Genomic DNA, 23,427 nt, shown 5'->3' with positions numbered 1-23,427 from the left:
TCCGTCCACGTGCCGCGCCGGCTGCAGGAACTCCGTATCGACCTCGCGCGGGCCTTCGATGACCTGGAGGCCGCCGACAACCACAATCCCTCCCCGGCCGAACTCGCCGCGCATCTGAAGCTGCCGGAGGACGAGGTGCGAGAAGGGCTCATCGCCTGCAACGGCTATGACACCGACTCCATCGACCGGCCTAGCAAGCTAGATGACCATGCGCGCCGATACGGCAAAACGACCCCGAGCCGGTTCAGGACAACCGCGATGTACCGCGGGCCGAATCCCCGCAGCTCGTGGAAGCCGACATGCGTACCGACCATCACCCGATGGCGCGCGGCGAGGGCGCACGACGAGGGCGCACATGCGCGACTTGGTGTCGGGGGTCGCCCGCGTGGAAGCGACGGGCGTAAGCGTGCGCTGCGCTGGTCTTTCGTCAGCTGTCGGAAGATGCTTGCGTCGTTAGGACAACCGTCGGTCCGTGGGGCAGCGCCCGACAACTCTCGGTCCGTGGGGCTGCGCCCGGTCTTCCTCGGCGCGAGCGCACCTGGACGGTCAGGCTGCGGCCACGGAGTTCCCGTTGTCCGCAACGCCACGGGCCGCCGTGGAGACGACGACGGTGTTGGCGGTGACGATCACTGCGATGGCGAACCAGGAGGCAGCGTCGAGAGGTTGGCCCAGAACGATAAGGCCAATCAGCGCGGCAAAGACGGGGTTGACGCTCATGAAGACGCCGAAGAAGTGCGGCGGCACCCGGCGCAGCGCCAACAGGTCGGACACGAACGGAACGGCCGAGGAGAGGACTCCGGCTGCCAGCGCGCAGACCAAGGCTTGCGGTGTCGGCGGGTGATGCCAGAGCACCCACGCGCCCACGGGCAGGTACAGGGCGCCGGAGACGAGCGCTGCGGCGGCCGAGCCTTCCAGGCCGGGCAGCCGGGTGCCGACGGTGCGGTTGCACAGGATGTAGCAGCCCCAGCAGACCGCGGCCAACAAGGCGAGACCGATGCCGAGGTAGTCGGTCGACGGTGTGGGACGTGCGAGTACTACCACCGCTCCCCCGGCGGCGAGGGCGGCCACGAGGTCGAGTCGGCGTCGTGAGCCGGCGAGGACCACGGCCAGGGGGCCCAGGAATTCGAGCGTGACTGCCAGGCCGAGGCCGATCCGTTCGATGGCCGTGTACAGGGACAGGTTCATGCCTGCGAACACCAGCGCCAGGCCCAGCACCGGACGCCACTGCACCGCGGTGAAGCTGCGGAGTCGCGGTCGGCCGGCCACCCCGAGCACGGCGGCGGCCATCCACTGGCGCACGGCCACCACACCTGCCGGACCGATCACAGGGAAGGCGAGCGCTGCGAGAGCCGCTCCGGACTGGTTGGACAGTCCGCTGCCCAGCATCAGCGCGATCCCGCCCCATCGATCCACTCGTTGGCCGGAACCAGGCACGTCCACGGAGTGCGAGGAGACGGGAGCGGTGTCGACGGAGACAGGGGAGGACGCAGATTTCATGCCCCAACCATGAGCCTTCAGCCCGCATACATGAAGTGCAAACTCTGAGCTATCCATACGCTAGACGTATGGATAGAAGGGCAATGCCGGCCAGCGCGAATCGCGGGGTGCCCCGCGCCTTCGCCTCGTGCGCTTCAGGCGGTCGCGTAGAGGCGGGTCACGGCGTCGATCAGGTCGCCGAGCCCATGGGGGCGGTGGTCACGCCACCAGGCGAGCGCGACAGGAATGCGCGGACCGTCCTTGATGCGGCGATACGTCACGCCAGGACGCGGGTGATGGTGGGCCGTAGCCTCGGCGGTGGTCCCCACTCCCCGTCCGGCGGCGATGATGTCGAGCCAGCCGTCGACGTCGGTGGACCGTATGAACTGCGGCTGATGGGGGGTGCCTGTCCACAGCTCACCGCTGGTGGTTCCGACCCGGGGATCGATGACCACGGTGCGGTCCGCGATCTCGGCCATGCTCACCTGGCGGCGACGCGACCACTGCGGATCGTCCGAAGCGAAGGCGACCAGCCGACGTTCCAGTCCCACCACGAGGGAGTCGAACCGCTTCTCGTCGACTGCGCGTCGCACGATCGCCACATCGCAGAGGCCCTCGGCCAGGCCCCCGGTCGGCGAGTTGTGCCGGACAAGCTCCAAAGTCGTTTCGGCGTGCCCTTGGGCCCATTCTCGTTGCAGGCGCGTGGTGTGCTGCCCCAGAGCCGCCCAGGCGTACCCCAGCCGCAGGACACCGTGGCGCGAGGCGAGGAATTCGGTGAACCTTGCGGCCTCGGCCAGCACCCGGCGGGCTTGTGGCAGCACCTGCTGTCCGGTGCAGGTCAGCTCGCATCCCCGCGGCAGGCGACGCAACAGCCTCTCGCCAAGGCTCTTCTCCAGGCCGGCGATGGTGCGCGAGACCGCCGCCTGTGAGACGAACAACTGCGCGGCGGCCTCGGTGAACGACCCCGCATCGGCGGCGGTGACGAAGAACCGCAGCTCCCGAAGGTCCCAATCCATAAGCAAAGCGTATAGCAGGAGTGAACTTGCGCTTGCTTCATGCGAGGGCGCGCCAGAGGATAAGTGCCCGGTCGCCTATCCACGGCAACCAAGGCGTTGAGTTCGGCTTCGGGAACGGAGGGGTGGGATGCACCTCACCAGAGGGCAGAGGCTCCCGTGCCTGGCCTTCGTGCGTGTTGGCGGCGGAGTTCCCCGTGTGCGCCGAGCTCGCCCAGCACCAGACGGTGGAGCCTTCTCCCCCAGGCTCGGGCCTTGCTCCACTCGGTGAACCGACGAGTGCGAACCCGCCCGCGGCACCATGGGAACCCATCAGTCGAACGGCGCGAGCTGTCACTGATAGGCGGCCCGTGCCGCGGCGCGCGAGCCGGTGCCGCTGATCACGCTGGGGCCGCTGGGCGCCGGTGGCGATCACGCAGCGCCGTCCAGGCCGGGATGAGCAGCAGGGCCAGGCCCGCGGCCCAGGTCGTGATCATTGGGATCGCCCACACTCCGAACTCCAGGTCGGGCATCACTCGGCAGGCCGCGTGGCCGGTGCCCCACCGTACGCAGGCGAAGTGGTTGCGTGCGGTGATGGCGGCCAGTGGCAGCAGCAGCCCCGCGCCGAGGGTGCCGAAGATTCCGTGCAGCGCGCGCAGGTCGCCGCGTGCGTGTCGCCACGCGACGACGAAGCCGACAGCGATTTCCAGCAACCCTGCCAGGGCCAGCTGATAGTAGGAGAAGACCGTTCCGACCCATTCGATCGGCCAGGGGAAGACCACGGCACAGAACAGGTGCCACAGCCACAGTCCGAGCCCGGCGGCGGCCCCGAAGAGGGTGCCCTGGGCCGCCGCCCTGACGGGGCGCAGCCGCGGGACGGTCAGGAGCGCCGCCGAGTCCTCGACCGAAACGGCCTGGAGCAGGAACCGTTCGGGTCCCGCGGTGCGCGCCTGGGCACGGCGCGGGCCGAAGAGTCGTACGCCGGACCGCGCGGCAAGCGGGGCCCCGGCTGTGACCACGACCAGGGCGATGACCGACAGCGGCGGCGTGAGCATGAAGGCTGTGGAGAACACGTAGCCCAGGTAGTCCAGCGGCGTGGGAAGCAGATTCAGCGGGCGCGGCAACGAGAGCAGTGGGAAGCCCGGGGCGCCGGCGTCGTAGACATGCCCCAAGAAGATGCTCAACAGGGCGACACCGACCCCGCACCCTGCGACGACCAGTAGCAACGGACGCCGGCCGGCCAGTACCACGGGTGCCCACACCCGGGCCGTCGCCGCGTTCCAGCGGACGAAGCCGTAGCCGATGCCTCCGAGGATCAGCCACCAGGACAGCTGGACCGGCAACGGGTTGGCGATACCGAGGGCCATTGCCGTGCTGTGCATCTGGTCCCCGAAGGTACCCACGATGAGCCCGGCCGCCATGGCGAGGCCTGTGCGATGGGCGTCCGGCCACCGACCACGGTTCATCCATGCGGCCAGCACCGCGCGCCAGATCCCCATCGCCACGCCGCCGCCGAGCGCGACGGCGGGGATGACCGCGGACAGCGGCCCGCCGCGGTCCGTCAGGCGCGCGGCTTCCTCGGTCCATTGCACCACCTGCTGGTAGACGAGTGAGCAGGTCAGGGCCAGTCCGAAGGCTTCCCAGGGACCGAAGCCGAACAGCAGCCGAGTGTCGCTCAGGGCCGCCAGCCGGTGCTCGACAGGAGGATGCGGGCGCAGGAAGGGGGGCAGGCTGCGGCCGGTCCGTTGGCGGCCGTGCTCCGCGATGAGGACGCGTCGTAGCGAGAGGGCTCCGCGGGTCCACACCGCCACTCGGGCGTCCGCGTACAACTCGCGGCTGCGCAGCACCGCGGCGCTGGTGATGGCGACGGTGACCGCGAGCGCGCATTGGGCGAGGACAGACAGCAGCTGGTACAGGAGACCTGAGGGCACCAATACCCACTCGACCAGCAGCCCGAGCGGCGCGGTGACGGCGATCGGAATCGCTACCGCGACGATGAACAGTCGGTAGCAGATCAGCGTGAGGAAGGCGATGTCCACGTCCCGGTTGCGCAGGTGTGCCAGTTCGTGCAGGACGATCGCTCGGAATGCCTCGGGATCCCGGCGGTGCAGTTGCAGCAGGCCGGTACTGAGCATCACATGGCGACGCCCGATCCGGCCGAAGGCAAGTCCGTTGGGGGCCGGGTCGCGCCAGTCGACGACATAACGCACCCGGCAGCGCAGCTTGGCCGTCACGGCCAGCTCATCAAGGGTGCGTCGGATGTCGGTGAGTCCGTCGGTCGGCAGGGGTCGCAGTCGGCGCCGGCGGATCCGATAGGCCGGAAGTAGCCAGTAGACAACGCCGATGGCCAGCCATAACGCCCCCAGGGTGGCCAGTGCCAGGGCGGTCTCGTTCCCGAAGAACGACTGCGGGCAGGCGCGGGTGAACTTGTCGGGGTCGATCGCCTGGTGGCTGTTTCGGGCTGCGCAGTCGATGGCCCCGGCGAGGCTGCCGATATCGCCGCCACGTGTGAAGTACGCCGCCGTGCCGATTGCCCCGCCCAGGGCCGCAGCCATGGCCGTCGACGTGCTCAGGATGAGCAGGGCGAACCGCAGGGACGTCCCCGACGGCATCCGGAACGGATGCGGCATACCCCCGGCAGCGCCGACCGAGGGGGCCGGCGCCGTACTCATGAGGTGATCTCCTCCCCGCCCGGAGCCGGCGGCGTCTGCATCCCACCGACGATGGCGTCCGCCAGCAGACTCGCCTGGGCCGGCGGCAGCCCCAGTGCGATGGCCCGGTCATGGGCGACCTGCCGCAGACGCTCCAGCTCCTGGGACCGGGAGGGCTCGCTGCCGTTGCGCTCCACGGCGCGTACGGAGCCCGGCGCGGCGAACGGGTTGTCCGCACCGCCCTCAGTGTCACCGTCGCCACCTCGCCGCCCCCACCGCCACCAGCCCCGCCGGCGTTCCCTGCGCAGGACGTCGGTGGCGATGTTCCCCGCAACGGCCGAGGCGACCGGCAGCGCGAACTGCGTCAGCGTCCCGATGACCACGGCGTCGATGCCGATCCCCAACGGCTCTTGGCGAGCCTTCCGGTCTCCCCGCCGCGGATCGTCGAAGTACGCCCCGGCCGTCTCCTCGAAGAGCTCCAACTCCTCCGGTGCCAACCGTCGCACGGCCTCCCGCGCCAGATCCCAGGCCCGTTGTGTCTCAACGTCCCTCAGCGCACCCACCGAAAGCCCCCCGCTCGCCTGCCCGCCCCTGCCGTACCCAGCCAAGTATCGAGCCCCAACTCACCCCATCGTCAAGGCTTTTGGGAGTCACCGGCACCACCCGGCCGAAGTAGGCGGCACCGTCGTGAGCCAACTGCCCGACGGCAGGACGCGCCATGCAAGAGAGGCCGGTCGCCAGTCGGCTCTCATCGAAGAAAAAGGATTGCCCGGACGGCAGAGTTCACATGGGTGGGCAGCATGGCCGAACTGCGTACCGATCGCCTCGCCCTCCGTCGATGGCGTGACTCCGACCTTGCACCATGGGCGGCGATGAATGCCGATCCCGAGGTGCGGGAGCACTTGGGTGATCCACTCACCCGCGAACAAAGCGATGCCTCCATGGCCCAGTTCCAGGCCGAGTTCGACCAGCGCGGCTACGGGTGGTGGGCGGTTGAAGTGCAGGGCCACCGGGGAGTTCATCGGCTTCGCGGGTTTGGACCAGGTGGATGGCGGCATGCCGTTCACAGGAGTGGAGATCGGCTGGCGACTCGCCCTCGGCGGCGTCCTCGCCGACCGGGAGCAGGCCGATGTCGTCGATGACGATCAGATCGGCCCGGCAGAGCCGTGCGACCGTGCGGGCGGTCGAGCCGTCGACCTTCGACTTGCCGATCGCGGCGGCGAGGATCTCCAGTGTGAACCAGGCGACCCGCAGGTCCTTCTCGATCGCGGCCTGGGCCAGACCCCCGGTGAAGTGCGACTTCCCGGTTCCGGGCGGGCCGGCGATCACCAGGTTCTCCGCGCGGCCGATCCATCCCAAGGTGATCAGGGAGTTCTGGGTGGGTTCGGGGATGGTGGAGTCCTCGGCTCGCCAGGACGCGAGGGTTTTGCCGGTGGGGAAGTTCGCCGAGTGGCGGCGAAGGCGCCGGGTGGCCGCGTCGCGGCTGCTGACCTCCTCGGAGATCAGCAGCCGCAGGACCTCGGCGGGATCCCACCTCTGAGCCCGGGCAGTGGCCAGGACGTCGGGTGCAGCCTTGCGCATATAGGGCAGCCGCATTCGGCGCATCAGCTCGTCGAGTTCCTCGGGCAGGGCCGGGGCCTGTGGAAACGTCATGGTCGGTAATTCCTTCGTGGGTCGAGGTGGGCGCCGATAGGCTCGGCGGATGATCAATATGGCGGTGCGTGGTGACAGCGGGAACGTCGTGGCTCGCGCCAAAGCCGGTGTGGAGTGGACGGTCGGCTTCGCGGATCTGGATTCGGCGGAGTTTCCGATGCTCTGGGCCCTGACTCCGTATGGGGATGCGGTCTTCAACCAGCGGCAGGTGCCGCTGCTGCTGTCGGAACTCGACCGGCTTCCTGCCGAATTGGGCGGTGACTGGGCCGGGCAGGCCCGCGAGCTGTGCGAGGTCGTCGAGCGCGGGCTGCACCTATATCTGTGGTTCATCGGCGACTGACTGCGGCCAGTCGGCCATCGACTCCCCAGCCGCTGTCTGCTGTCGACCCAGGGCTTGCCAGGCGATGGTGCCGTTCTGGACGAAGAGGGCTTCGTCCGCGCGGACGACTTGGCCGACGGGCTCGCTGGCCGCGATGTGCTCCAGGATGGAGAGGTCGTCCTCGGCGAAGCGCCCGGCCGCAGCCGCGAGCCTGAGGGCCTGGTCGACCCGGTCGATGCCCAGGACCGCGGCGAGCTCGACGGCGTGGGCCATCTTGGCGCGGATGCGAGACGCTCCGGCGGGGGCGGCCTCCTTCAGCCAGCGCCCGGCTCCCGGGCCGATGCCCACGAACGCGACCTCCGCCTCCGAGCGCGGTCGCAGCCTGGGCTGATGGACCGAGCGGCCGTCGGGGTGGTCGGGGTAGTGCGCATCGATGAGCTGCGGGACGCCAGGCGTGGACAACTGGTGACGCCAGATCTCCGACAGGTCACCGGACTTGGTGCGGGCCGTGATCGACAGTTCCTCGCCCACGACCCGGCACAGACCCTGGCGCCGGTGTAGCCGGGCGGGGTCGAGTAGCGCACCGAGTTGAAGCTGACGGTGCGGTCAGAGCCGACCACCCGCTCCTCGCCCAGCGCGAGCGCCAGCGGCTCGACCGGCAGGACGTGCATCGAGTCCGCTCCGCGCAGGCGGAGGGGAACCGGTCTCGAGGGATCGGCCTTGCCCCAGCAGAGCGCTCTGCGCTCCATCAGTGCATCGTCGATTTGGGCGACTGCTCAGCGCGCGAGCTAGTGGGGCGTGGGTTCCTCACCCAAGGAAACCGCTGAGACCGGAGGGGGTCACCGCCTCCCCCACCCAGCGAATCCAGGTCGTGAGTACAGCATGCTTCCTTGGCAGGCACTCACCACGCTCGGATGTGCGCACGACCCGGATCCGGGCAGCGTGGCGTAAGCCAGGTGGCAACCCGGACCGAATGGTTCCTGTCATACGGGCCGGTCGCTCATGGGAGCCGACTGCCGGGCTATACCGCCTGAAGTTGCCGGAACTCGTGGACAGAGAGGGGAAATCGAGAGGAAAGAATTTCGGAGCGCAGGTCACCATTGAGGGCGGCGGCCAAGAACTGAGTGCAGGTGTGGGGGAAGTGTTCCCAGCGCTCACCACGTGCCTCATTGACCATGATGGTCCATGCATCGGGGTGCTGGCCGGGACGGACGAGCCAGTAGAGGCACTCGCCGTGGTCGGTGGTGGCCCACGGGATGACTCGGGTTCCTTCTTCTTCGAGTTCAGTGGGCTTTTTCTCGAATTCCCACAGTCCGTCGAGCGCTTCGGTTTGCTGGTCTTCCCATTCGATGAGGTCGTAGTTGTCGTTGGGGCAGCCGGGCTCCAGGACGTAGAGGTAGTCGTCCCAGTTGCTGCCTCCGTACGTGTGGATGAGCTCCTTGTAGTCGCTGGGAAGTTGGATGCCCAGTGCTTGCTCTGCGCTGTCCCAGTCTTTGTCTCGGGGCTGCGCGGGTGGGGGGATGATGTGCGCGAGTAGTTCGAGGGAAGCAGTCATCGCGTGTCCTTGTGCCGGGTGCTGGTGGGATCTTACGCGCCGTCGCTGTGTGCCGTTAGGTGCCTCTCTTCTTGTTCGGTATCAAGGCGACGTTGTGCTGGCCGCTGATTCCGGTGCTCTTGTGTTGCGTGAAGGCGAATCCGTTTGAGCCGTGTGCCTCGATGGTCACGCCCTTGGGGATCTTTTCCGAACCGTCGTAAACGGGGGTGACGGAGTATTGAATTAATTTCGCCCTTCTCGACTGCCTCCTGCAGTTGAGGCCATCTCGGCGCGGGCGACGGTGCTCCCACGGTCGCTCGCCCCCTCGGTCCGGTGTGTACGCTGACCGTGCAGCTGGTTCGCCCTGCCCGCCAGGCAGACGCGTCGTAAGAGGGAACCCGGTGGGAATCCGGGACTGCCCCGCAGCGGTGAGCGGGAACGACCGCCGTCATTCGCACTGGGCCTGGAAGCGACGGGCCCGGGAAGCGACGGCCAGTAGGTGCCTCGGAGAAGAACGAGGCGTGCCCGTGAGTCCGAAGACCTGCCACTGCCCGCGCGCGGACGGCCGTGCGCGGAGATCCCGGTGACCTCGTGGGCGGGTCGGCGTACATATCCGGCGGGCACGCGTGTCGTGGCTCGTCCGGTCTGTCGTCCCTTCGCGTCTGCGCACCCTCCGGGGTCGCTCTCGTCCAGAGCTCGCGAAGGAGAGTTTCGTGACAGCCAAGTCCGCAGCCGCGGCAGTACGGGCCACCGTCCACGGTTACCCCCGGCAGGGGCCGAACCGGGAACTGAAGAAGGCGATCGAGGGCTACTGGAAGGGCCGCGTCACCGCCGACGCCCTCCAGCAGATCGCCGTCGGCATCCGCCGCACCAACTGGCGGCAGCTGGCCGACGCCGGCGTCCACGAGGTCCCGACCGGTGACTTCTCCTACTACGACCACGTCCTCGACACCAGCGTCATGGTCGGCGCGATTCCCGCGCGGCACCGTGCCGCCGTCGACGCCGACGCCCTCGATGGGTACTTCGCCATGGCCCGCGGTACCCAGGACAGCGCGCCGCTGGAGATGACGAAGTGGTTCGACACGAACTACCACTACCTCGTGCCGGAGCTGGGCCCGGACACCGTGCTCGCGGCAGACTCGACTAAGCAGGTCAATGAAGTGAGGGAAGCCCTGGCGCTGGGGCTCGCCGCCCGGCCCGTCCTCGTCGGCCCGGTCACCTACCTGCTGCTCGCCAAACCCGCCCCGGATGCCCCGGCCGGTTTCGACCCGCTCACCCTCCTGGACCGGCTGCTCCCGGTGTACGCCGAGGTCCTCGCGGACCTGCGCGCGGCGGGCGCGGAGTGGGTGCAGCTGGACGAGCCCGTCCTGGTCGAGGACCGCACCCCGGCCGAGCTGAGCGCCGCTTCCCGCGCCTACCGCGACCTCGGCGCCCTCCCCGACCGCCCGAAGCTCCTGGTCGCCTCCTACTTCGACCGCCTCGGCGACGCCCTGCCCGTGCTCGCCAAGGCCCCCGTCGAAGGACTGGCCCTGGACTTCACGGAGGCCGCCGCGGCCAACCTGGACGCCCTGGCCGCCGTCGGCGGACTGCCCGGCAAGCGGCTGATCGCCGGGGTCGTCAACGGCCGCAACATCTGGATCAGCGACCTGGCGAAGTCCCTGTCCACCCTCGGCACCCTCCTCGGTTTCGCCGACCGGGTCGACGTCGCCGCCTCCTGCTCCCTCCTCCACGTCCCTCTCGACGCGTCCGCCGAGCCCGACATCGAGCCGCAGATCCGGCGCTGGCTGGCCTTCGCCCGGCAGAAGACCACCGAGATCGTCATCCTCGCCAAGGGCCTCGCCCAGGGCACCGACACCATCACGGCCGAACTGGCCGCCAACCGCGCCGATCTGGCCTCCCGGGTCAGTTCACCGATCGCCCGCGACCCCGCCGTGCGCGCCCGCGCCGCGGCCGTCACAGCTTTCGACGCCCGCCGCTCCTACCCGTACCGCCAACGCGCCGCCACCCAACGCGCCCATCTCCGACTGCCGTTGCTGCCGACGACGACCATCGGCTCGTTCCCGCAGACCGACGAACTGCGCCTCGCCCGCGCCGACCTGCGCACCGGGCGGATCGACAGCACCGGATACGAGGAGCGTGTCAAGGCCGAGATCCAGGAGGTCCTCTCCTTCCAGGAGAAGACCGGCATCGACGTCCTGGTGCACGGCGAGCCCGAACGCAACGACATGGTCCAGTACTTCGCCGAGCAGCTCACCGGCTACCTCGCCACGCAGCACGGCTGGGTGCAGTCCTACGGCACCCGCTACGTCCGCCCGCCGGTCCTGGCCGGCGACATCTCCCGCCCCGAACCGATGACCGTGCGCTGGACGTCGTACGCCCAGTCCCTCACCGACCGCCCGGTCAAGGGCATGCTGACCGGCCCGGTCACCATGCTCGCCTGGTCCTTCGTCCGCGACGACCAGCCCCTCGCCGACACGGCCCGCCAGGTCGCCCTCGCCCTGCGCGACGAGGTGAACGACCTCGAGACGGCCGGGACTTCGGTCATCCAGGTCGACGAACCGGCACTGCGCGAGACCCTGCCGCTGCGGGCCGCCGACCGCCCGGACTATCTCGCCTGGGCCACGGACGCGTTCCGGCTCACCACCAGCGGCGTGCGGCCGGGCACGCAGATCCACACCCATATGTGCTACGCCGAGTTCGGCGACATCGTCCAGGCCATCGACGACCTCGACGCCGACGTCATCAGCCTGGAAGCCGCCCGCTCCCACATGCAGGTCGCCCGGGAGCTGGCGACGCACGGCTACCCACGCGAGGCCGGGCCGGGCGTGTACGACATCCACTCCCCGCGGGTGCCGAGCGTCGAGGAGGCCGCCGACCTGCTGCGCACCGGCCTCAAGGCCATTCCCGCCGAGCGCCTGTGGGTCAACCCCGACTGTGGTCTGAAGACCCGCGGCTGGCCCGAGGTCCGCGCCTCCCTGGAGCACCTGGTCGCTGCGGCCCGGGAGGTGCGCGCCGAGCTGTCCACAGAGTGACGCACGCGGCGGACTGTCCGCCGACCGGCCCGGGTAACCCTTATTGATAGGGGTGTGAGGTCCATGACGGTCCGACGGATACGGACAGCCGCCGCCACGGCGGCGATACTCACGGGTGTCGCCGCCTGCTCGCCCGGGACGCCAAGCTCAAGCTGAGACCGGCACTGGCGAAGGCGCTGCCCGAGGTCGCCGCCGACGGCCTCACCCACACCTACACCCTGCGCGACGGCGTGGAGTTCAGCGACGGCGAGCCGCTGACCTCCGCCGACGTCGTCTTCACATACGACACGATCCTCGACGCGAAGACCAACAACACCAACCACAGCGCCTGGACGCCCTCAAGGACGTGCGGGCGGACGGCGGCAACAAGGTGGTAATGGCTTCGGGGCAGCGCGGGCCCCTACCGAGAGTCTGGCAGGGGCCCGTGGTGCAGAGAGCTGAGGTGAGCCGGGACCTGTCCCTGGATGAGCAGCATCCTGGCCAATACGGCTTACCGTCTGCTGGTGGCCTGACGGCCCGGCGTCACTTCAGGTGTCGGGCGAAGAACTGGCCCGCGGCGTCCCCCGCGAACTGCGGGACGCCGGTGTGCCCGCCCATATTGGCGTGCAGCGTCTTCTCCTTGGAGCCGAAGGCGTCGAACAGGTCCAGGGCCGCCTGCCGGTCGTTCCCTTCGTCGTCCCACTGCAGCAGGACGTGCAGCGGAATGGCGACCTGGCGGGCCTCCTCGAACACGGCGCGAGGCACGAAACTCCCAGCGAACAGAACGGCGGCCGAGATGCGCGGCTCGACCACCGCCAGCCGGGTCCCGATGGAGATCACTCCCCCCGAGTACCCGACCGGGCCGCCGATCTCGGGCAGCGACAGGAGGGCATCCAAGGCTGCCTGCCATTCCGGGACCGCCTTGTCGACCAGCGGGAGGATGAGGGCGTCGATGATCTCGTCGCTGACCGGCTCGCCGGCCTCCATGGCCCGGCGCAGGTCGGCGAGGGCCTGCTCGGCGGCGGGCCAACGGGGCCGGTCGCCGCTTCCGGGGAGCTCGATGGTGGCCGTGGCGAAGCCGTCCGCCGCGGAGTGCCGGGCCCGGGCCACCAGTCGGGGGTACGTCTTGCGCAGCCCGAGGGGAGGGGGGCTGAGCAGGATCAGCGGCGCCGGTGCGGATGCGGGCGTCCACAGGATGCCGGGGATCTCGCCGAGGGTGAATTCGCGCTCGAGGACGCCGCCGTCGAGACGCCGTTCAGAAGTGAATCGCATGGTCGTGCCTTTCGGGAGTGCCATGGAACGGCGCTCCCGGACGACCTATCGCCCGACCATGACCCCAAAGGGGAGCACCCATGTCGATACGTTCACGGGTACCACCTCCTCGTTCTCTTGCACGGCCTCCGGAAACGTAGCAGTGGCCGCCGTGGTTCTGCCAACGGGTTCTTGCGGAGGCTCCGTGGCCGGATGCCGCAGCGTCGGAACACTCCGCAGAGCTGCTCGGGGGCTCATCGCGGCTTCCCGAGTGGAGGCGTCCCTTGCCTCTTCCGCTACGAACCGGGAACCGGCCTGGAACCGACCAACCCCCGTCGGAGCCGTCCGACCGGGTTTCCTCATCTCGCATGACCCAGGCTTGCTGTGGCGGCCCGGTGCCAGGACGGGCCGCGACCAGCGTGGTGGATCCTGCGCGGACGGCCGTCAGGATCCGTCGGCCGGGGCAACCGTCACGTGGGCTGCCTCATAGCCGACCTTGAGGCGGCTCGACTTGATTTTGACGGAGCGGATGGAGACATCGGTGAGGCAGCTCAGGTCGGTGACGTGTGTGCCACCGCAGAACTCCGTCGCGAGCCCCTCGATGGTGATCGTCCGCCGCCCGTCGCACTCACCGGAGCTGATCGGGAGGCCCTGTGCGATGGCCTTGTCCACTCCCTCCTGGACGGATTCGGCCAATTGTTCCTTGGCCACTTCCGCGCCCTCCAGCTCGTATTCGACCCGAGCCTGACCGGGAAAGTGGTTGCTGGCCACGTGCCGCACCCCGAAGGGGCGAATCAGCGCGTCGACCAGGTGACCCGCACTGTGGAGGGCGGCATGCAGGCGACGTTGTTCGGCGTCGATGGCCGCGGTGACCACTTGCCCCTCGGAGAATTCCACCTGGTCGTTTCCGGATTCCAGGGCCAGGTCGACGTAGACCCAACCCGATTCCGGGTCACGGACGGGGGAGGCAGGAATATCGTCGACCCGGCCCCGATCGCTCGGCTGCCCTCCGCCCTGCGGGTGGAAAATGTTGTCCACCAGGGCAAGCCGAATTCCGGCGGCGCTCGCCGCGCAGCTCAGAATCCTGGTCTTGGCCTCGTAGGTGTACGTCTGGGTCAGATAGACGTTGTGCTGCGTGTCCACTGTGCGTCGGGTGCCTTCCATGCGGCTCACGGTGTGTTGCGAGAGAGTGCTCATGGTGCGCTACAGGAGAAGTTGAGGGGCAAAAATGGCGAATTATTTAAGCCCTGGTGCTGCCGGTCCGGGCCGCTCGGCCGGTCGGGCCGTTCGGTGATGGGACGGCGGCTCCTTCCTGTCCGGCCCGTCCGTGTGGACCATCCCGGACTCTGCGGCCAGCGCGTCGGTGGCATCGTCGCGGACGGTCCGGCGTGGGCGGCGATTGATGAGTGCGACGCCCGTGATCCCGAGCACCCCGCCGACCAGCGCCAGGGGGGACGGCACCTCCCCCAGCCATACGTAGGCGACGATGAGGGCGACCGGTGGCACGAGGTACAGGGCCGCGGTGGAGGAGGCGATGGAGAGCCGGGCGACCGCGTACCCCCACACCACGAAGCCTACGGCGGAGGGGAACAGTCCGAGAAAGACGGTGGACGCCAGCGACGCCGCCGACGCGGTCGCGAAGCCGTGCACCATCCAGGGGAGGAGAGGCAAGAGGAAGAGAGTCCCGGCCCACATCGCGTAACAGGCGACCTCCAGGCCGGTGTACCGGACCAGGAGGGGCTTGGTCGCGAAGTGGTAAACGCCCTGGACAACGGCCGCGGCGAGGACGACCCAGGCCGAGGCGGTGTATTCGGCGTGACCTCCGGCCACCGCGATCACCGCCGCGCCGACGATCGCCACCACGCTTCCGACGGCCTTCAGCCAGGTGATCCGCTCCCCCAGGAAGGCTGCCGCGAGCAGCACGCTGAACACCGGCGCGACGGCGATGAGCAGGCTCGCGGTGCCGGCGGGGACGTGCACCTCGCCCCAGTTCAGAAGAATTTGGTAGGCCGACATGCCGCTCGCACCGCACAGCACGATCATGGGCAGGTCGCGCCGGCGTGGGGTGCGTACACCGAGGAACGGTGCCGCGATCGCCAGGGCGACCGAGGCGACCATGAGGCGGGCCAGCGAGAGACCGGCGACACCGAAGCCTCCCAAGCCCACGCGAATGGCCGGGAAGGCCGATGCCCACGCGAAGACAGTGAGGGCCAGGGCCCAGATGGCTTTCGGGATCTTCACAAGCCCGATCGTGTCACCGACGCATGTATGGATCAAATGACCCAGACGTGAGTGAAGGGGTGTCGGGTTATTTCTGGCCACGCACGTTACGCTGACCGCTCGCACTCTTTTACGAAAAATCACCGGAACGTGTAATTCCGATCCCGTTTTCACCGACAGGTTCGTACCCTTGCCTGAAGCATCCGGCCCGTATGGGACCGGCGGCCGCAACTCGGACAAGCGAGGCAGGGCCCTTCTTATGGCTGATTTCGGCTTCACGCGGATTCTGATCTACGCGTTCAACTACGCGGACCGGATACTGCAGGAGGTGTCATATCTTCAGTACTCGGCGGAGCGGAGCCTTTGTTTCCTCTGGGACCTCCGCGACCCGGCGGTGCGGGCGGTCGTCGTGACGTCGGAACCGGTCGATCCCTACACGCTTGAGTACCACTTCCGCGATGTTTTCCAGTTCGACGACCGAATGATCGAAAGCGCCCGTGAGCGGCTGACCCTGCTGACGCCGAGCTCCGACCAGCCGCGCCCGCTCGATGACCTGGTCCTCGGCGAGGACCGGATCGTGGACGCGCTGCGGGGCGCCGCGCAGGAGAGTGCACGGACGTCCATCGTCCACTTCATGGCCTCCGACTCCCTCGACACGTTGGCCCGCAGGGTCGGTGCCGATCTCGAAGAGGGCCACCGGTCGTTCGTCGCCCGCTGGGGGAGCAAGGCCGGCGGCAAGGAGATCCTCCTGCGCGCCGGTGTCGCGGTGCCTGACGGGCCGGCGGAGGAGCTGCGCAGCGAGGACGCCGTGGTACGGGAAATCGAGCGGCTCGCCTCGGGCCCGCGCAGGGCGCGGCGCGTCATGGTGAAGCTGAGCCCGGACACGTATGCCGCGTCGATCGGCAATGTGCTGGTCGACTGCGGCAAGCTCGGCAGCACGGGGGACCTCCTCGCAGCGGCCGAGGTGATCCGGATGCCGTCCGACGACTTCTACCGGGAGCTCGCCAGCGGAGGGGCGATCGTGGAGGAGTTCCTCGAAGACGTCGCCTCGTCGCCCAGCGGGCTCGGGGACATCGGCGCGGACGGCACGGTCAGGTTCGTCGCCAGCCACGACCAGGTGCTGTCGGGCGGCCAGTACTGGGGGTGCCGGTTCCCGGCGGAGGAGCGGTGGCGGCCCGTCATCAGCGACGCGGTCCTGCGCACGGGTGCAGTGCTGGCCGAGCTCGGCCACCGGGGCACGTTCGGTATCGACTTCGTGGTCGCGGGAGAGCGCGGGCCGCTGGCGGTGGAGATCAACCTGCGCAAGGTCGGTCCCAGTCACGTGCTGAGGTATGCGGAGGCACTCGTCGGCACGGAGGTGGGGGACGACGGACTGCTGCGGCGGAGCGACGGGCGGCCGATGTACTACGTGCACGGGCGGCTGCACGAACCGGAGGCGCTCGGCAGGATCGACCCGAGGACCGCTGTCGAGCGGCTGCGTGCGGAGGGGTTGCTCTACCACCCGGACAAGGGCGAGGGCGTGGCCCTGCATGTGCTGGGGGCCCTGAAGTCCTGTGGCTTCGTGGAGTTGACCGCCCTGGCGCCCACCTTCGAGGCCGCCGACGCGTACGGCAAGGCGGCGAGAGCATCCCTGTTGCGTGATTGAGGGTGCGTGCTCATGGAAGGGGAACCGCCCCAGGTGTACCGGGGCGGTTCCCCTTCTTCAGAGGGGGCGCAGGGCCTGCTCGAAGGTCTCCACGATGCGCTCCGGTTCCTCGGTGCCGACGGAGATCCGCAGCATGTCCCGGTGCAGTCCCCTGGCTCGCAGAGCGGCCCGGCCCTCCGGCGTCGAGAGCAGGTCGTAGTGCGCGATGAAGATCTGTGGTGACGCCATCGTGAACTCGGCCCCGAAACTGGGGCCCTTGGCAACCGCGAGGCGGTCATACACCTGCTCGAGCGGGACTTTGAGGTCCACCATGAGCAGGCCCCCCGGTGCGTCGGGCCGGCGTTCGACCTTGCGGTAGTTGCCCCGGGAGCGGGCGCCGTACGCCCAGTCGACGTGTCGGACCACTTTGTCGTGGCGGGCGAGACAGGCCGCGAGGGCAAGGGTGTTGGCGTTCACCCGGTCCATACGTTCCGCATAGCCGCGGATCCGGGCGGCAACCCGTGCCGTGTCGCGGTGATAGGGCTCGTCGCCGTGGCGCCGCAGCTCGGTGCGGAGGTCCGGCCCGAAGGAAGAGGCCGGGTTGACCACGGCCGCGCCCATCAGGACGTCGGCCGATCCGGTGGCGTACTTGGTGAGGCTCTCGCAGACGACGTCGGCGTACGGGAGCACCTCGACGTTGTAGGGGGTGGCGATCGTCGCGTCGACCACCAGCGCACAGCCGGCCCGGGTGGCGATCTCCCGCAGCGCCGGGATGTCCGGGGTGCGCAGGCTCGGATTGCTCGGAACCTCCGCGATGATGCCGGCGAGCTCCCCGGCGTGGGCATCGGCGACGCGGGCGATCTCCGACAGGTCGAACGGGTCGGGGACCGTGGTGTGTTCGACGTCGATGACGCGCTTCTCCAACAGGCGCATGGTGTCGAAGAAGATCCAGCCGAGCTGGAGCCATCTGCGCCGGCCGTTCTCCCGCTGGATCCCGGAGACCGCGGCGAGGGCCGCCGCCACCGCGTTCATGCCGCTGTTGTGCAGCGATACGTCCGCGGCGTCGCGCACACCATAGGCCTGGGCGAGGACGGCCCGGACGGCTTCCGCGGGCGCTTCCTCCACCGCGGCCTCGGCTTGCCGGTTCTCGATCAGGCCGGCGTCCAGCAGGATGTCCTCCGCCTCGCGCGAGGACAGGTGGCTGCCCGTGTGCTGTAAGTACGCACGGGCCCGTGCGGCCGAGGGGCCGTCGGCGGGGAGCCGCACCCCGTGCAGGCCGTTCCTCTCGAACACAGCTTCAGGGGTGAGGCCGGCGTACGTCGCGGCGGCCCCTGCGGCTCGTGCCGAGCGGGTCAGGAGGAGGCCGTTGGCCGGATCGATGCCGTCCTGAGCGAGGAGCCCCGCCACCCGTGTCACATACGGGTGGATACGGAAGCGCGGGTAGCCCCAGGAGATGCGGCTTTGGGTAGCCGCGTCGCCCGACTCGTAGCCGATGACCGCAGCGACGTCGGGGATCGAGACGGACACCGAGTGGAGGGAGCCCGGGACGGGGCGGCCGACGGCGGTGTGCCGCAGGCTGCAGGCCGCCCCGAGCTCCCCGGATGCCTCGGTGGTCATACCCCGAGGCCCACGAGTTGCTGCACGCCGTCCCAGTAGCGCTCCACGAGCCCGAGGAATTCGAAGACCCCCTCCTCGAACTCCTCCCGGGTGTCCGGCGATCCCACATAGGGAGCGATCGCGTTGAAGACGGAGTTGCTGTGGCCCACCTCGACGTCGATGTGCAGCTGCCAGAAGTGGCGCAGGTCCTTGTCGTAGCCCTGATTGGCCAGGCCGTCATTGATCTTGGAGACCATGATGGACGACATGGTCTCGTCGGCGTACAGCGCGCCGAGAGCCTTGTGGATCGACGATTCGGTGTAGAGGACCCGGATTCCGTCGTTCAGGCGCTTGGTGACCTCAAGCGGCTCGTAGCCGTCGAGGTGTTCCTTGTCGATTCCGATCCGGGCGAGGAAATCACCGAAAAGGACGGAGTGGGTCGGATCGCCGCCGACCTCGTCGGCCACGTTCAGGATGATTTCCCGGAGGATCATCTCGTCCCGGGTCTTGATCGCCATCCCGGTGATGTAGAAGGGGAGATGGCGGAAGAAGTAGTAGCACTCGCTGTACATGAGGCGTTCTTGCTCGGGGGTGAGCCGCGTGGTGCGGTAGGCGTTCAGGTACGGGTGCTCGACACCGCGGTGTCCGGCGATACGGACCAGCATGTCGTCCAGGTATTCCTTGATTGCCGGGTCCTGGACGGCTATCCGGCGGCGGATCCCCGGTTCGACGTTGTCGAAGTGGTCCCGTAGCGCCGTGGCGGAGTCCGGGGTGTTCATCTCGGTCATGGCCGTCTCTCTTCGTGGGCGGGAATCGGTGTCGGGGACTTTCACTTCTTGATGGCGGACGCCGCCGAGACGTTGGCGTCGTCCCACCACCGGTCGTCCGCGTCGAGCTCGCGCTTCAGGTCCCGGTCACCTGCCCACGTCATGTTCAGGATGATGCGGGTGGCATCCTCGCGCAGCGGGATCGTGCGGTGCAGCGTGGTGTCGGTCCGCAGGAAGTACACGTCTCCCGAAGCGAAGTAGTAGGTGTTGATGGGGTTTTCGGCGAGGTAGTTGTTGATCCGCGGTGCGGCCTTGTCCCACGTGGTGTGGGGCACGCACTGGAGCAGGCCGCCGACGTCGATCGGCGGTGCCACGAGCACCCAGATGAGGGCGAAGCTGAAGTCGCCCCAGTGCCAGCCGTGCGTATCCCCGCGCTGTTCCTGGCGGGTGATCAGGTATTCCTCGTCGGGCTTCGGGCAGGGGTGCAGCTTCTCGCCGGCGAGGGCTTCCAGAGTGCGTATGAGCTCGGGGTTCGAGTAGATCGAGGTCACCAGTTCGCTGTTGGCCGCGATCATCTCGCTGGGCACCACGGACATCGAGCGGCGGGTATAGCCGGTGGTCTGAAGGCGTAAATCGCGTCGCTCGGCGTGCTTCTCAAGGAGGCGTTCCGCTTCGGTGCGCACCAGTTGACGTGTGTGCCCTTCGATCAGGTCGGTCACGGTGGCGATGCCGTACCGCTGGTAGTGGTGCGACAACCGGCGGATCTCGCTGCTGTCCAGCGGCGTGCATACGCTCGTGGGACCAAGTCCGTTACCGCTCACGAAGTGTCTCCGATGTTCGGCTGGTGAATGCGGGATCGGCTGCACTGATCAGAGGGGACGTCTGGTGGAAAGCGTGTTCAGGACCGTAAGTGCGCTTCCCGGCCCTGATCAACCACGCGATCACGGGAAGGTGTGCCTTCCGGTCAACTCGCCCGGCAAACTCCATGCGCTTATGGCAGGTTGGTGCAGGATGACAGGTGCCGAACGATGACGTCGCGGGTGATCCACTGTCGGGATATGGGCAGACGAGCGTTCGGGGCACGACAGGATGGATCTTCCCGGCCGCTCACCACGTCACCGTCCGATCAACGTGGCGTGAATCGCATGACGGCCATTTTCGACCTCTCGACGGTTCGACAACTGCGTTCTACCGAGGGGGCGTTGCCACGCTGCCCACTCGCGCGAATAATCAGCGGGACATACCGTGGTGCGTCCCAACGTCCACCAGGCTCCGCATTCCGGTAGTTGACGACCGCCCGGCCCCTTGCCCGATGGGCGCCGCCAATGTCCGGAGCCCGTACATTCCCGTGTGCGAAGACGCTGCTCTGCCTCGCCCTGCCCCAACCCCGGCACCCCAGTCCTGACGGATGTGGAGGCATGATGCCCAGCACAGCGCTCGACCCGAGTTTCTTTGCCGAGGACGTGCCCGCCTTCTCCAAGGAGCACATCACCGCTGTCGCGACGGGTGAACTCGCCGCGGCCCGCATACCCGGCTTCTTCGACGGGGCCGTTCTCCACGGCATGACGTCCGTACTGCACCGTCTGCCCACCGTCGACTACTACCCGGTCCGGGTCGCCATGACGAGGTTCGGCCCGGCCCTCAACGACTACCGCACTCCCCAGGGCGTGTTGCAGGAGGATCGCTACTGGCCGGATGCCGAAGCCGCGGAGCGGATGTGGCGGGAGGCCGGCATGCATCCGGACCCGACCACGGTGTCGCTGGACATGCTCGGCGAGGCATGGGGGGCGAAGGTGACGACCGCCACCATCGGTGGGCGGCCCGCCTTCGTGGGGATGATGCGCGAGATCAACGCGGGCACACTCCTGCACTACGACGACATCCACCTCGAATACCCAGGTGGCCTCTTCGATCAGGAGATCGTCTCCCAGCTCACCTACAACGCCTACCTGGTGGTGCCGGAAGAGGGCGGCGGGACGAGCCTGTGGCAGCACCGCTGGGAGGCGTCCGACGACGTCCACCGTCAACGGTACGGGTACGCCCCCCGTGTGGTGGACGGCTGCCGGCGCCTCACCGTTGCCCCCGGCCGGGGGGACGCCCTGCTGTTCAACCCGAACCACTACCACCGGGTGCTGCCGAACGGGGAGGGCCAGCGGCGGATCACGGTGACGTTCTTCCTCGGCCTCACCCCGGCCGGTGATCTGGTCGCCTGGTCCTGAATCCGCCCGCCACACGACCTGGAAGGAAACGGCGCCCGATGGACGTCATGACCGCGATCGTCACCCGCAGGAGCGAGAAGGTACTCGGCGAACCGGCCCCGAGCGACGAGGAGTTCGCGTACCTCCTCCGCGGTGCGGCCACAGCGCCCGATCACGGAAGGCTGCGCCCCTGGCGCTGGATCCTGGTGCGCGGTGACGCACGCGCCGCTCTGGCTCGTACGCTGACCACCAGGGAACCCCGCGCCGTCGAGAAGGGCCCCTCCAGCCTCCTGGAGCCGCCGCTGCGGGCGCTGCTGGTCTTCGCCCCCCTTCCGGGACACAAGATCCCCGAATGGGAGCAGCTCGCCGCCAGTTGCTCCATGACGCACGCGCTCATGATGCTGCTGCACGGCCGGGGCTACGGCAGCATCTGGCGCACCGGGCGGCTGTGCACCAGCGACGGCCTGCGCGGCCTGTTGCACATGGCGGACGGCGAGCGATTACTGGGTTCCCTGGACATCGGTACGCCTCCGAAGGGTCCCCGGCAGCGCAGGCCGCTTCCGGACATCTCGGACCGGGTCTCCGTCTTCGAGGCCGCGCCCGCCGTGCGGGCAGCGGGCGGGCCCCGCGAAGTGGCCAGCGCGGAGTGAGCGGCGGACTTCTCGTGCCGGCCGGCGTGCTGCTGGCCACGGCCCTGGTCCTGGGGCGGCTGGCCGTACGCATCGGCATGCCGCCGGTGGTCGGTGAACTGTGCGCGGGGATCCTGTTGGGCCCCTCGGTGCTCGGCCACGCCGTCCCCGCCCTGTCGTCCTGGCTTCCCCGCGCGGCAGTGCCGCACGGTCCCCTGGACTCGATCGGACAGCTCGGCGTGGTGCTCCTGGTGGGCACCACCGGTATCGAGATCGATACGAAGATGCTGCGCCGCAGGAAAGCGGCGACCCTGACCGTAGGCACCACCGGCCTGCTCGTACCGCTGGGACTGGGTGTGACGGCGGGGCTCCTGTTGCCGTCGTCGCTGGTCGCCGTGGGAAGCGGGCAGCCGGTGTTCGCCGCGTTCCTCGGCGTGGCGCTGTGCGTCAGCGCCATCCCCGTGATCGCCAAGATCCTCGCCGATATGCGCCTGCTTCATCGCACCGTGGGACAGCTCATTCTCGGGGCCGGCATGGTGGACGACGCCATCGGCTGGCTCTTGCTGTCGGTGGTGTCGGCCATGGCCAGCAGCCAGGTCCGGGCCGGCCACGTCCTCCTTTCCGTCGGGTACATGGCGGGCGTGGTGATCCTGGCACTGACCGTCGTCCGGCCCCTGGTGCGCCGGGCGCTGGCCATGGCGGAGCGGGCCGGCGATGCCGCCCCCACGATCGCCGTGGTCACGACGGTCCTCGTCCTGGGCGCCGCGGCCACGCAGTCACTCGGCCTCGAAGCGATGCTCGGAGCGTTCATCGGCGGCGTTCTCATCGGCTCCGGAACCGACGTCGACCTCAGGAAGCTCGCTCCGCTCCGGGCGGTTGTCATGGCGGTGTTCGCCCCCCTGTTCTTCGCCACCGCGGGCCTGCACCTCGACCTGGCCGCCCTGGCCCATCCCGTGGTGGCACTCGCCGCAGGGGTGGTGCTGGCGGTCGCCGTGCTCGGGAAGTTCGCCGGAGCGTTCCTCGGGGCGCTGCTCGCCCGGCTCGGGATGTGGGAAGCGGTGGCCATGGGTGCGGGGATGAACGCGCGCGGTGTCATCCAGATCGTCGTGGCCACGGCGGGCCTGCGCCTGGGCGTACTGACCACCGCCACGTACACCATCGTCGTCCTGGTCGCGGTCGTGACCTCGGTGATGGCTCCCCCCGTCCTGCGTGTCGCGATGCACAGGATCGAACAAACCGCGGAAGAGGAGCTGCGCCGCCGCGACCTCGCCGCGTTCTCCGAACCGAGCATCGAGGGGCCGCCTCCACAACGGCAGTGACCGGGCTGAGCCGGTTCTTCGCGGATCGGCGGCAACGACACGCTCAACGGCACGTGCCTCGCGCTCTCACGCCGGCTACGCACCGGTCTCACCGGACGGGGAGGACCCGCACGAGGTGGCGAAGGACTGGCTGGTGCGGGAGGGCTTCATCCGGGAAGGCTGACAGACGGATTCGCGCGAGCGTCCG

At 68.9% G+C, this 23,427-nt stretch carries 19 protein-coding genes, 5 pseudogenes and 1 riboswitch; of the genes and pseudogenes, 9 read left to right on the top strand and 15 right to left on the bottom strand.

The window, feature by feature from the left end; translation table 11 throughout:
* Positions 1-9 precede the first annotated feature (9 nt).
* Positions 10-144 (top strand): annotated as a pseudogene (locus ACZ7MX_RS23690) (sigma-70 domain-containing protein); the annotation flags it as partial.
* 20 nt (positions 145-164) lie between these two features.
* Here ACZ7MX_RS23690 and ACZ7MX_RS23685 read toward each other — a convergent pair.
* The 6 genes and pseudogenes from ACZ7MX_RS23685 to ACZ7MX_RS23660 all read right to left on the bottom strand — a co-directional run bounded on the left by ACZ7MX_RS23685 (position 165) and on the right by ACZ7MX_RS23660 (position 5,625).
* Positions 165-587 (bottom strand): LamB/YcsF family protein, encoded by a 423-nt coding sequence (locus ACZ7MX_RS23685; protein WP_472135081.1) that lies wholly within the window; start codon positions 585-587, stop codon positions 165-167.
* On the bottom strand, positions 547-1,386 hold the full coding sequence (locus ACZ7MX_RS23680) for an EamA family transporter (protein ID WP_472135079.1): 840 nt from the start codon (positions 1,384-1,386) through the stop codon (positions 547-549). The genes ACZ7MX_RS23685 and ACZ7MX_RS23680 overlap by 41 nt, the downstream gene beginning before the upstream one ends.
* Before the next feature lie 245 nt (positions 1,387-1,631).
* On the bottom strand, positions 1,632-2,492 hold the full coding sequence (locus ACZ7MX_RS23675; protein ID WP_472135077.1) for a LysR family transcriptional regulator: 861 nt from the start codon (positions 2,490-2,492) through the stop codon (positions 1,632-1,634).
* A gap of 185 nt (positions 2,493-2,677) precedes the next feature.
* Positions 2,678-2,767: pseudogene (locus ACZ7MX_RS23670) on the bottom strand (IS5/IS1182 family transposase); the annotation flags it as partial.
* Between the two features lie 102 nt (positions 2,768-2,869).
* Positions 2,870-5,140, bottom strand: a complete 2,271-nt coding sequence (locus ACZ7MX_RS23665; protein ID WP_472135075.1) for a M48 family metalloprotease — start codon at positions 5,138-5,140, stop codon at positions 2,870-2,872.
* Positions 5,137-5,625: a hypothetical protein gene (locus tag ACZ7MX_RS23660; RefSeq protein WP_472135073.1), complete on the bottom strand. Its 489-nt coding sequence runs from the start codon at positions 5,623-5,625 to the stop codon at positions 5,137-5,139. The genes ACZ7MX_RS23665 and ACZ7MX_RS23660 overlap by 4 nt, the downstream gene beginning before the upstream one ends.
* Before the next feature lie 294 nt (positions 5,626-5,919).
* Here ACZ7MX_RS23660 and ACZ7MX_RS23655 point away from each other — a divergent pair.
* Positions 5,920-6,214, top strand: a pseudogene (locus ACZ7MX_RS23655) (GNAT family N-acetyltransferase); the annotation flags it as partial.
* Positions 6,215-6,277: 63 nt separating this feature from the next.
* On the opposite strand, the pseudogene ACZ7MX_RS23650 reads toward ACZ7MX_RS23655, so the two are convergent.
* Positions 6,278-6,700 (bottom strand): annotated as a pseudogene (locus tag ACZ7MX_RS23650) (ATP-binding protein); the annotation flags it as partial.
* 121 nt (positions 6,701-6,821) lie between these two features.
* Here ACZ7MX_RS23650 and ACZ7MX_RS23645 point away from each other — a divergent pair.
* Positions 6,822-7,112, top strand: a complete 291-nt coding sequence (locus tag ACZ7MX_RS23645) for a hypothetical protein (protein ID WP_472135071.1) — start codon at positions 6,822-6,824, stop codon at positions 7,110-7,112.
* Here the strand turns inward: ACZ7MX_RS23645 and ACZ7MX_RS23640 are convergent.
* Together ACZ7MX_RS23640 and ACZ7MX_RS23635 are read right to left on the bottom strand one after the other, a co-directional pair.
* Positions 7,086-7,622, bottom strand: a complete 537-nt coding sequence (locus tag ACZ7MX_RS23640) for a hypothetical protein (protein WP_472135069.1) — start codon at positions 7,620-7,622, stop codon at positions 7,086-7,088. The genes ACZ7MX_RS23645 and ACZ7MX_RS23640 overlap by 27 nt on opposite strands.
* A 490-nt stretch (positions 7,623-8,112) precedes the next feature.
* Positions 8,113-8,646: an SMI1/KNR4 family protein gene (locus ACZ7MX_RS23635; RefSeq protein WP_472135067.1), complete on the bottom strand. Its 534-nt coding sequence runs from the start codon at positions 8,644-8,646 to the stop codon at positions 8,113-8,115.
* A 316-nt stretch (positions 8,647-8,962) separates the two neighbouring features.
* A riboswitch (cobalamin riboswitch) is annotated at positions 8,963-9,188 on the top strand.
* 150 nt (positions 9,189-9,338) lie between these two features.
* Here ACZ7MX_RS23635 and metE point away from each other — a divergent pair.
* Together metE and ACZ7MX_RS23625 are read left to right on the top strand one after the other, a co-directional pair.
* On the top strand, positions 9,339-11,657 hold the full coding sequence (gene metE, locus ACZ7MX_RS23630) for a 5-methyltetrahydropteroyltriglutamate--homocysteine S-methyltransferase (RefSeq protein WP_472135066.1): 2,319 nt from the start codon (positions 9,339-9,341) through the stop codon (positions 11,655-11,657).
* 125 nt (positions 11,658-11,782) lie between these two features.
* Positions 11,783-12,033, top strand: a pseudogene (locus ACZ7MX_RS23625) (ABC transporter substrate-binding protein); the annotation flags it as partial.
* A gap of 146 nt (positions 12,034-12,179) precedes the next feature.
* Here ACZ7MX_RS23625 and ACZ7MX_RS23620 read toward each other — a convergent pair.
* The 3 genes from ACZ7MX_RS23620 to ACZ7MX_RS23610 all read right to left on the bottom strand — a co-directional run bounded on the left by ACZ7MX_RS23620 (position 12,180) and on the right by ACZ7MX_RS23610 (position 15,128).
* A complete protein-coding gene (locus tag ACZ7MX_RS23620) occupies positions 12,180-12,908 on the bottom strand; it encodes a dienelactone hydrolase family protein (RefSeq protein WP_472135064.1) in 729 nt (242 codons plus the stop codon).
* Positions 12,909-13,331: 423 nt separating this feature from the next.
* Complete coding sequence (locus tag ACZ7MX_RS23615; protein ID WP_472135062.1) at positions 13,332-14,051, bottom strand: alanyl-tRNA synthetase; 720 nt, start codon at positions 14,049-14,051, stop codon at positions 13,332-13,334.
* Positions 14,052-14,123: 72 nt separating this feature from the next.
* A complete protein-coding gene (locus ACZ7MX_RS23610; protein ID WP_472135060.1) occupies positions 14,124-15,128 on the bottom strand; it encodes a DMT family transporter in 1,005 nt (334 codons plus the stop codon).
* 238 nt (positions 15,129-15,366) lie between these two features.
* Between ACZ7MX_RS23610 and besA the strand changes: the two genes are divergently transcribed.
* A complete protein-coding gene (gene besA / locus ACZ7MX_RS23605; protein WP_472135059.1) occupies positions 15,367-16,752 on the top strand; it encodes an L-propargylglycine--L-glutamate ligase BesA in 1,386 nt (461 codons plus the stop codon).
* 57 nt (positions 16,753-16,809) lie between these two features.
* Here the strand turns inward: besA and besB are convergent, their stop codons facing one another.
* Genes besB through besD form a run of 3 tightly spaced genes read right to left on the bottom strand, consistent with a single transcriptional unit; the run spans position 16,810 to position 19,915 of the window.
* Entirely contained in the window at positions 16,810-18,348 is a 1,539-nt protein-coding gene (gene besB, locus ACZ7MX_RS23600; RefSeq protein ID WP_472135057.1) for an L-2-amino-4-chloropent-4-enoate dechlorinase/desaturase BesB, read from the bottom strand.
* Complete coding sequence (gene besC, locus ACZ7MX_RS23595) at positions 18,345-19,115, bottom strand: 4-chloro-allylglycine synthase BesC (protein ID WP_472135056.1); 771 nt, start codon at positions 19,113-19,115, stop codon at positions 18,345-18,347. The genes besB and besC overlap by 4 nt, the downstream gene beginning before the upstream one ends.
* A 41-nt stretch (positions 19,116-19,156) precedes the next feature.
* A complete protein-coding gene (besD, locus tag ACZ7MX_RS23590; protein WP_472135054.1) occupies positions 19,157-19,915 on the bottom strand; it encodes an L-lysine 4-chlorinase BesD in 759 nt (252 codons plus the stop codon).
* 597 nt (positions 19,916-20,512) lie between these two features.
* On the opposite strand from besD, the gene ACZ7MX_RS23585 reads away from it, so the two are divergent.
* From ACZ7MX_RS23585 to ACZ7MX_RS23575, 3 genes are read left to right on the top strand one after another with little or no spacing between them, the layout of a single operon-like run.
* Positions 20,513-21,313: a 2OG-Fe(II) oxygenase family protein gene (locus ACZ7MX_RS23585; protein ID WP_472135052.1), complete on the top strand. Its 801-nt coding sequence runs from the start codon at positions 20,513-20,515 to the stop codon at positions 21,311-21,313.
* Between the two features lie 38 nt (positions 21,314-21,351).
* Positions 21,352-21,942 carry a nitroreductase family protein gene (locus ACZ7MX_RS23580; protein WP_472135050.1) on the top strand — a complete coding sequence of 197 codons (591 nt, stop codon included), beginning with the start codon at positions 21,352-21,354 and terminating at the stop codon, positions 21,940-21,942.
* A complete protein-coding gene (locus ACZ7MX_RS23575; RefSeq protein ID WP_472135048.1) occupies positions 21,939-23,240 on the top strand; it encodes a cation:proton antiporter in 1,302 nt (433 codons plus the stop codon). The genes ACZ7MX_RS23580 and ACZ7MX_RS23575 overlap by 4 nt, the downstream gene beginning before the upstream one ends.
* The last annotated feature ends 187 nt before the right edge of the window (positions 23,241-23,427 follow it).

It is taken from the genome of Streptomyces sp. NPDC107765, from assembly GCF_055657085.1.
This window is presented reverse-complemented; position numbering and strand designations above follow the sequence as displayed.

Coding starts and splice junctions, on each gene's coding strand:
- ACZ7MX_RS23680 (WP_472135079.1), bottom strand. CDS start 1,386: ATGCTGGGCAGCGGACTGTCCAACCAGTCCGGAGCGGCTCTCGCAGCG.
- ACZ7MX_RS23675 (WP_472135077.1), bottom strand. CDS start 2,492: ATGGATTGGGACCTTCGGGAGCTGCGGTTCTTCGTCACCGCCGCCGAT.
- ACZ7MX_RS23665 (WP_472135075.1), bottom strand. CDS start 5,140: ATGAGTACGGCGCCGGCCCCCTCGGTCGGCGCTGCCGGGGGTATGCCG.
- ACZ7MX_RS23645 (WP_472135071.1), top strand. CDS start 6,822: ATGATCAATATGGCGGTGCGTGGTGACAGCGGGAACGTCGTGGCTCGC.
- ACZ7MX_RS23635 (WP_472135067.1), bottom strand. CDS start 8,646: ATGACTGCTTCCCTCGAACTACTCGCGCACATCATCCCCCCACCCGCG.
- ACZ7MX_RS23620 (WP_472135064.1), bottom strand. CDS start 12,908: ATGCGATTCACTTCTGAACGGCGTCTCGACGGCGGCGTCCTCGAGCGC.
- ACZ7MX_RS23615 (WP_472135062.1), bottom strand. CDS start 14,051: ATGGAAGGCACCCGACGCACAGTGGACACGCAGCACAACGTCTATCTG.
- besA (WP_472135059.1), top strand. CDS start 15,367: ATGGCTGATTTCGGCTTCACGCGGATTCTGATCTACGCGTTCAACTAC.
- besB (WP_472135057.1), bottom strand. CDS start 18,348: ATGACCACCGAGGCATCCGGGGAGCTCGGGGCGGCCTGCAGCCTGCGG.
- besC (WP_472135056.1), bottom strand. CDS start 19,115: ATGACCGAGATGAACACCCCGGACTCCGCCACGGCGCTACGGGACCAC.
- ACZ7MX_RS23585 (WP_472135052.1), top strand. CDS start 20,513: ATGATGCCCAGCACAGCGCTCGACCCGAGTTTCTTTGCCGAGGACGTG.
- ACZ7MX_RS23580 (WP_472135050.1), top strand. CDS start 21,352: ATGGACGTCATGACCGCGATCGTCACCCGCAGGAGCGAGAAGGTACTC.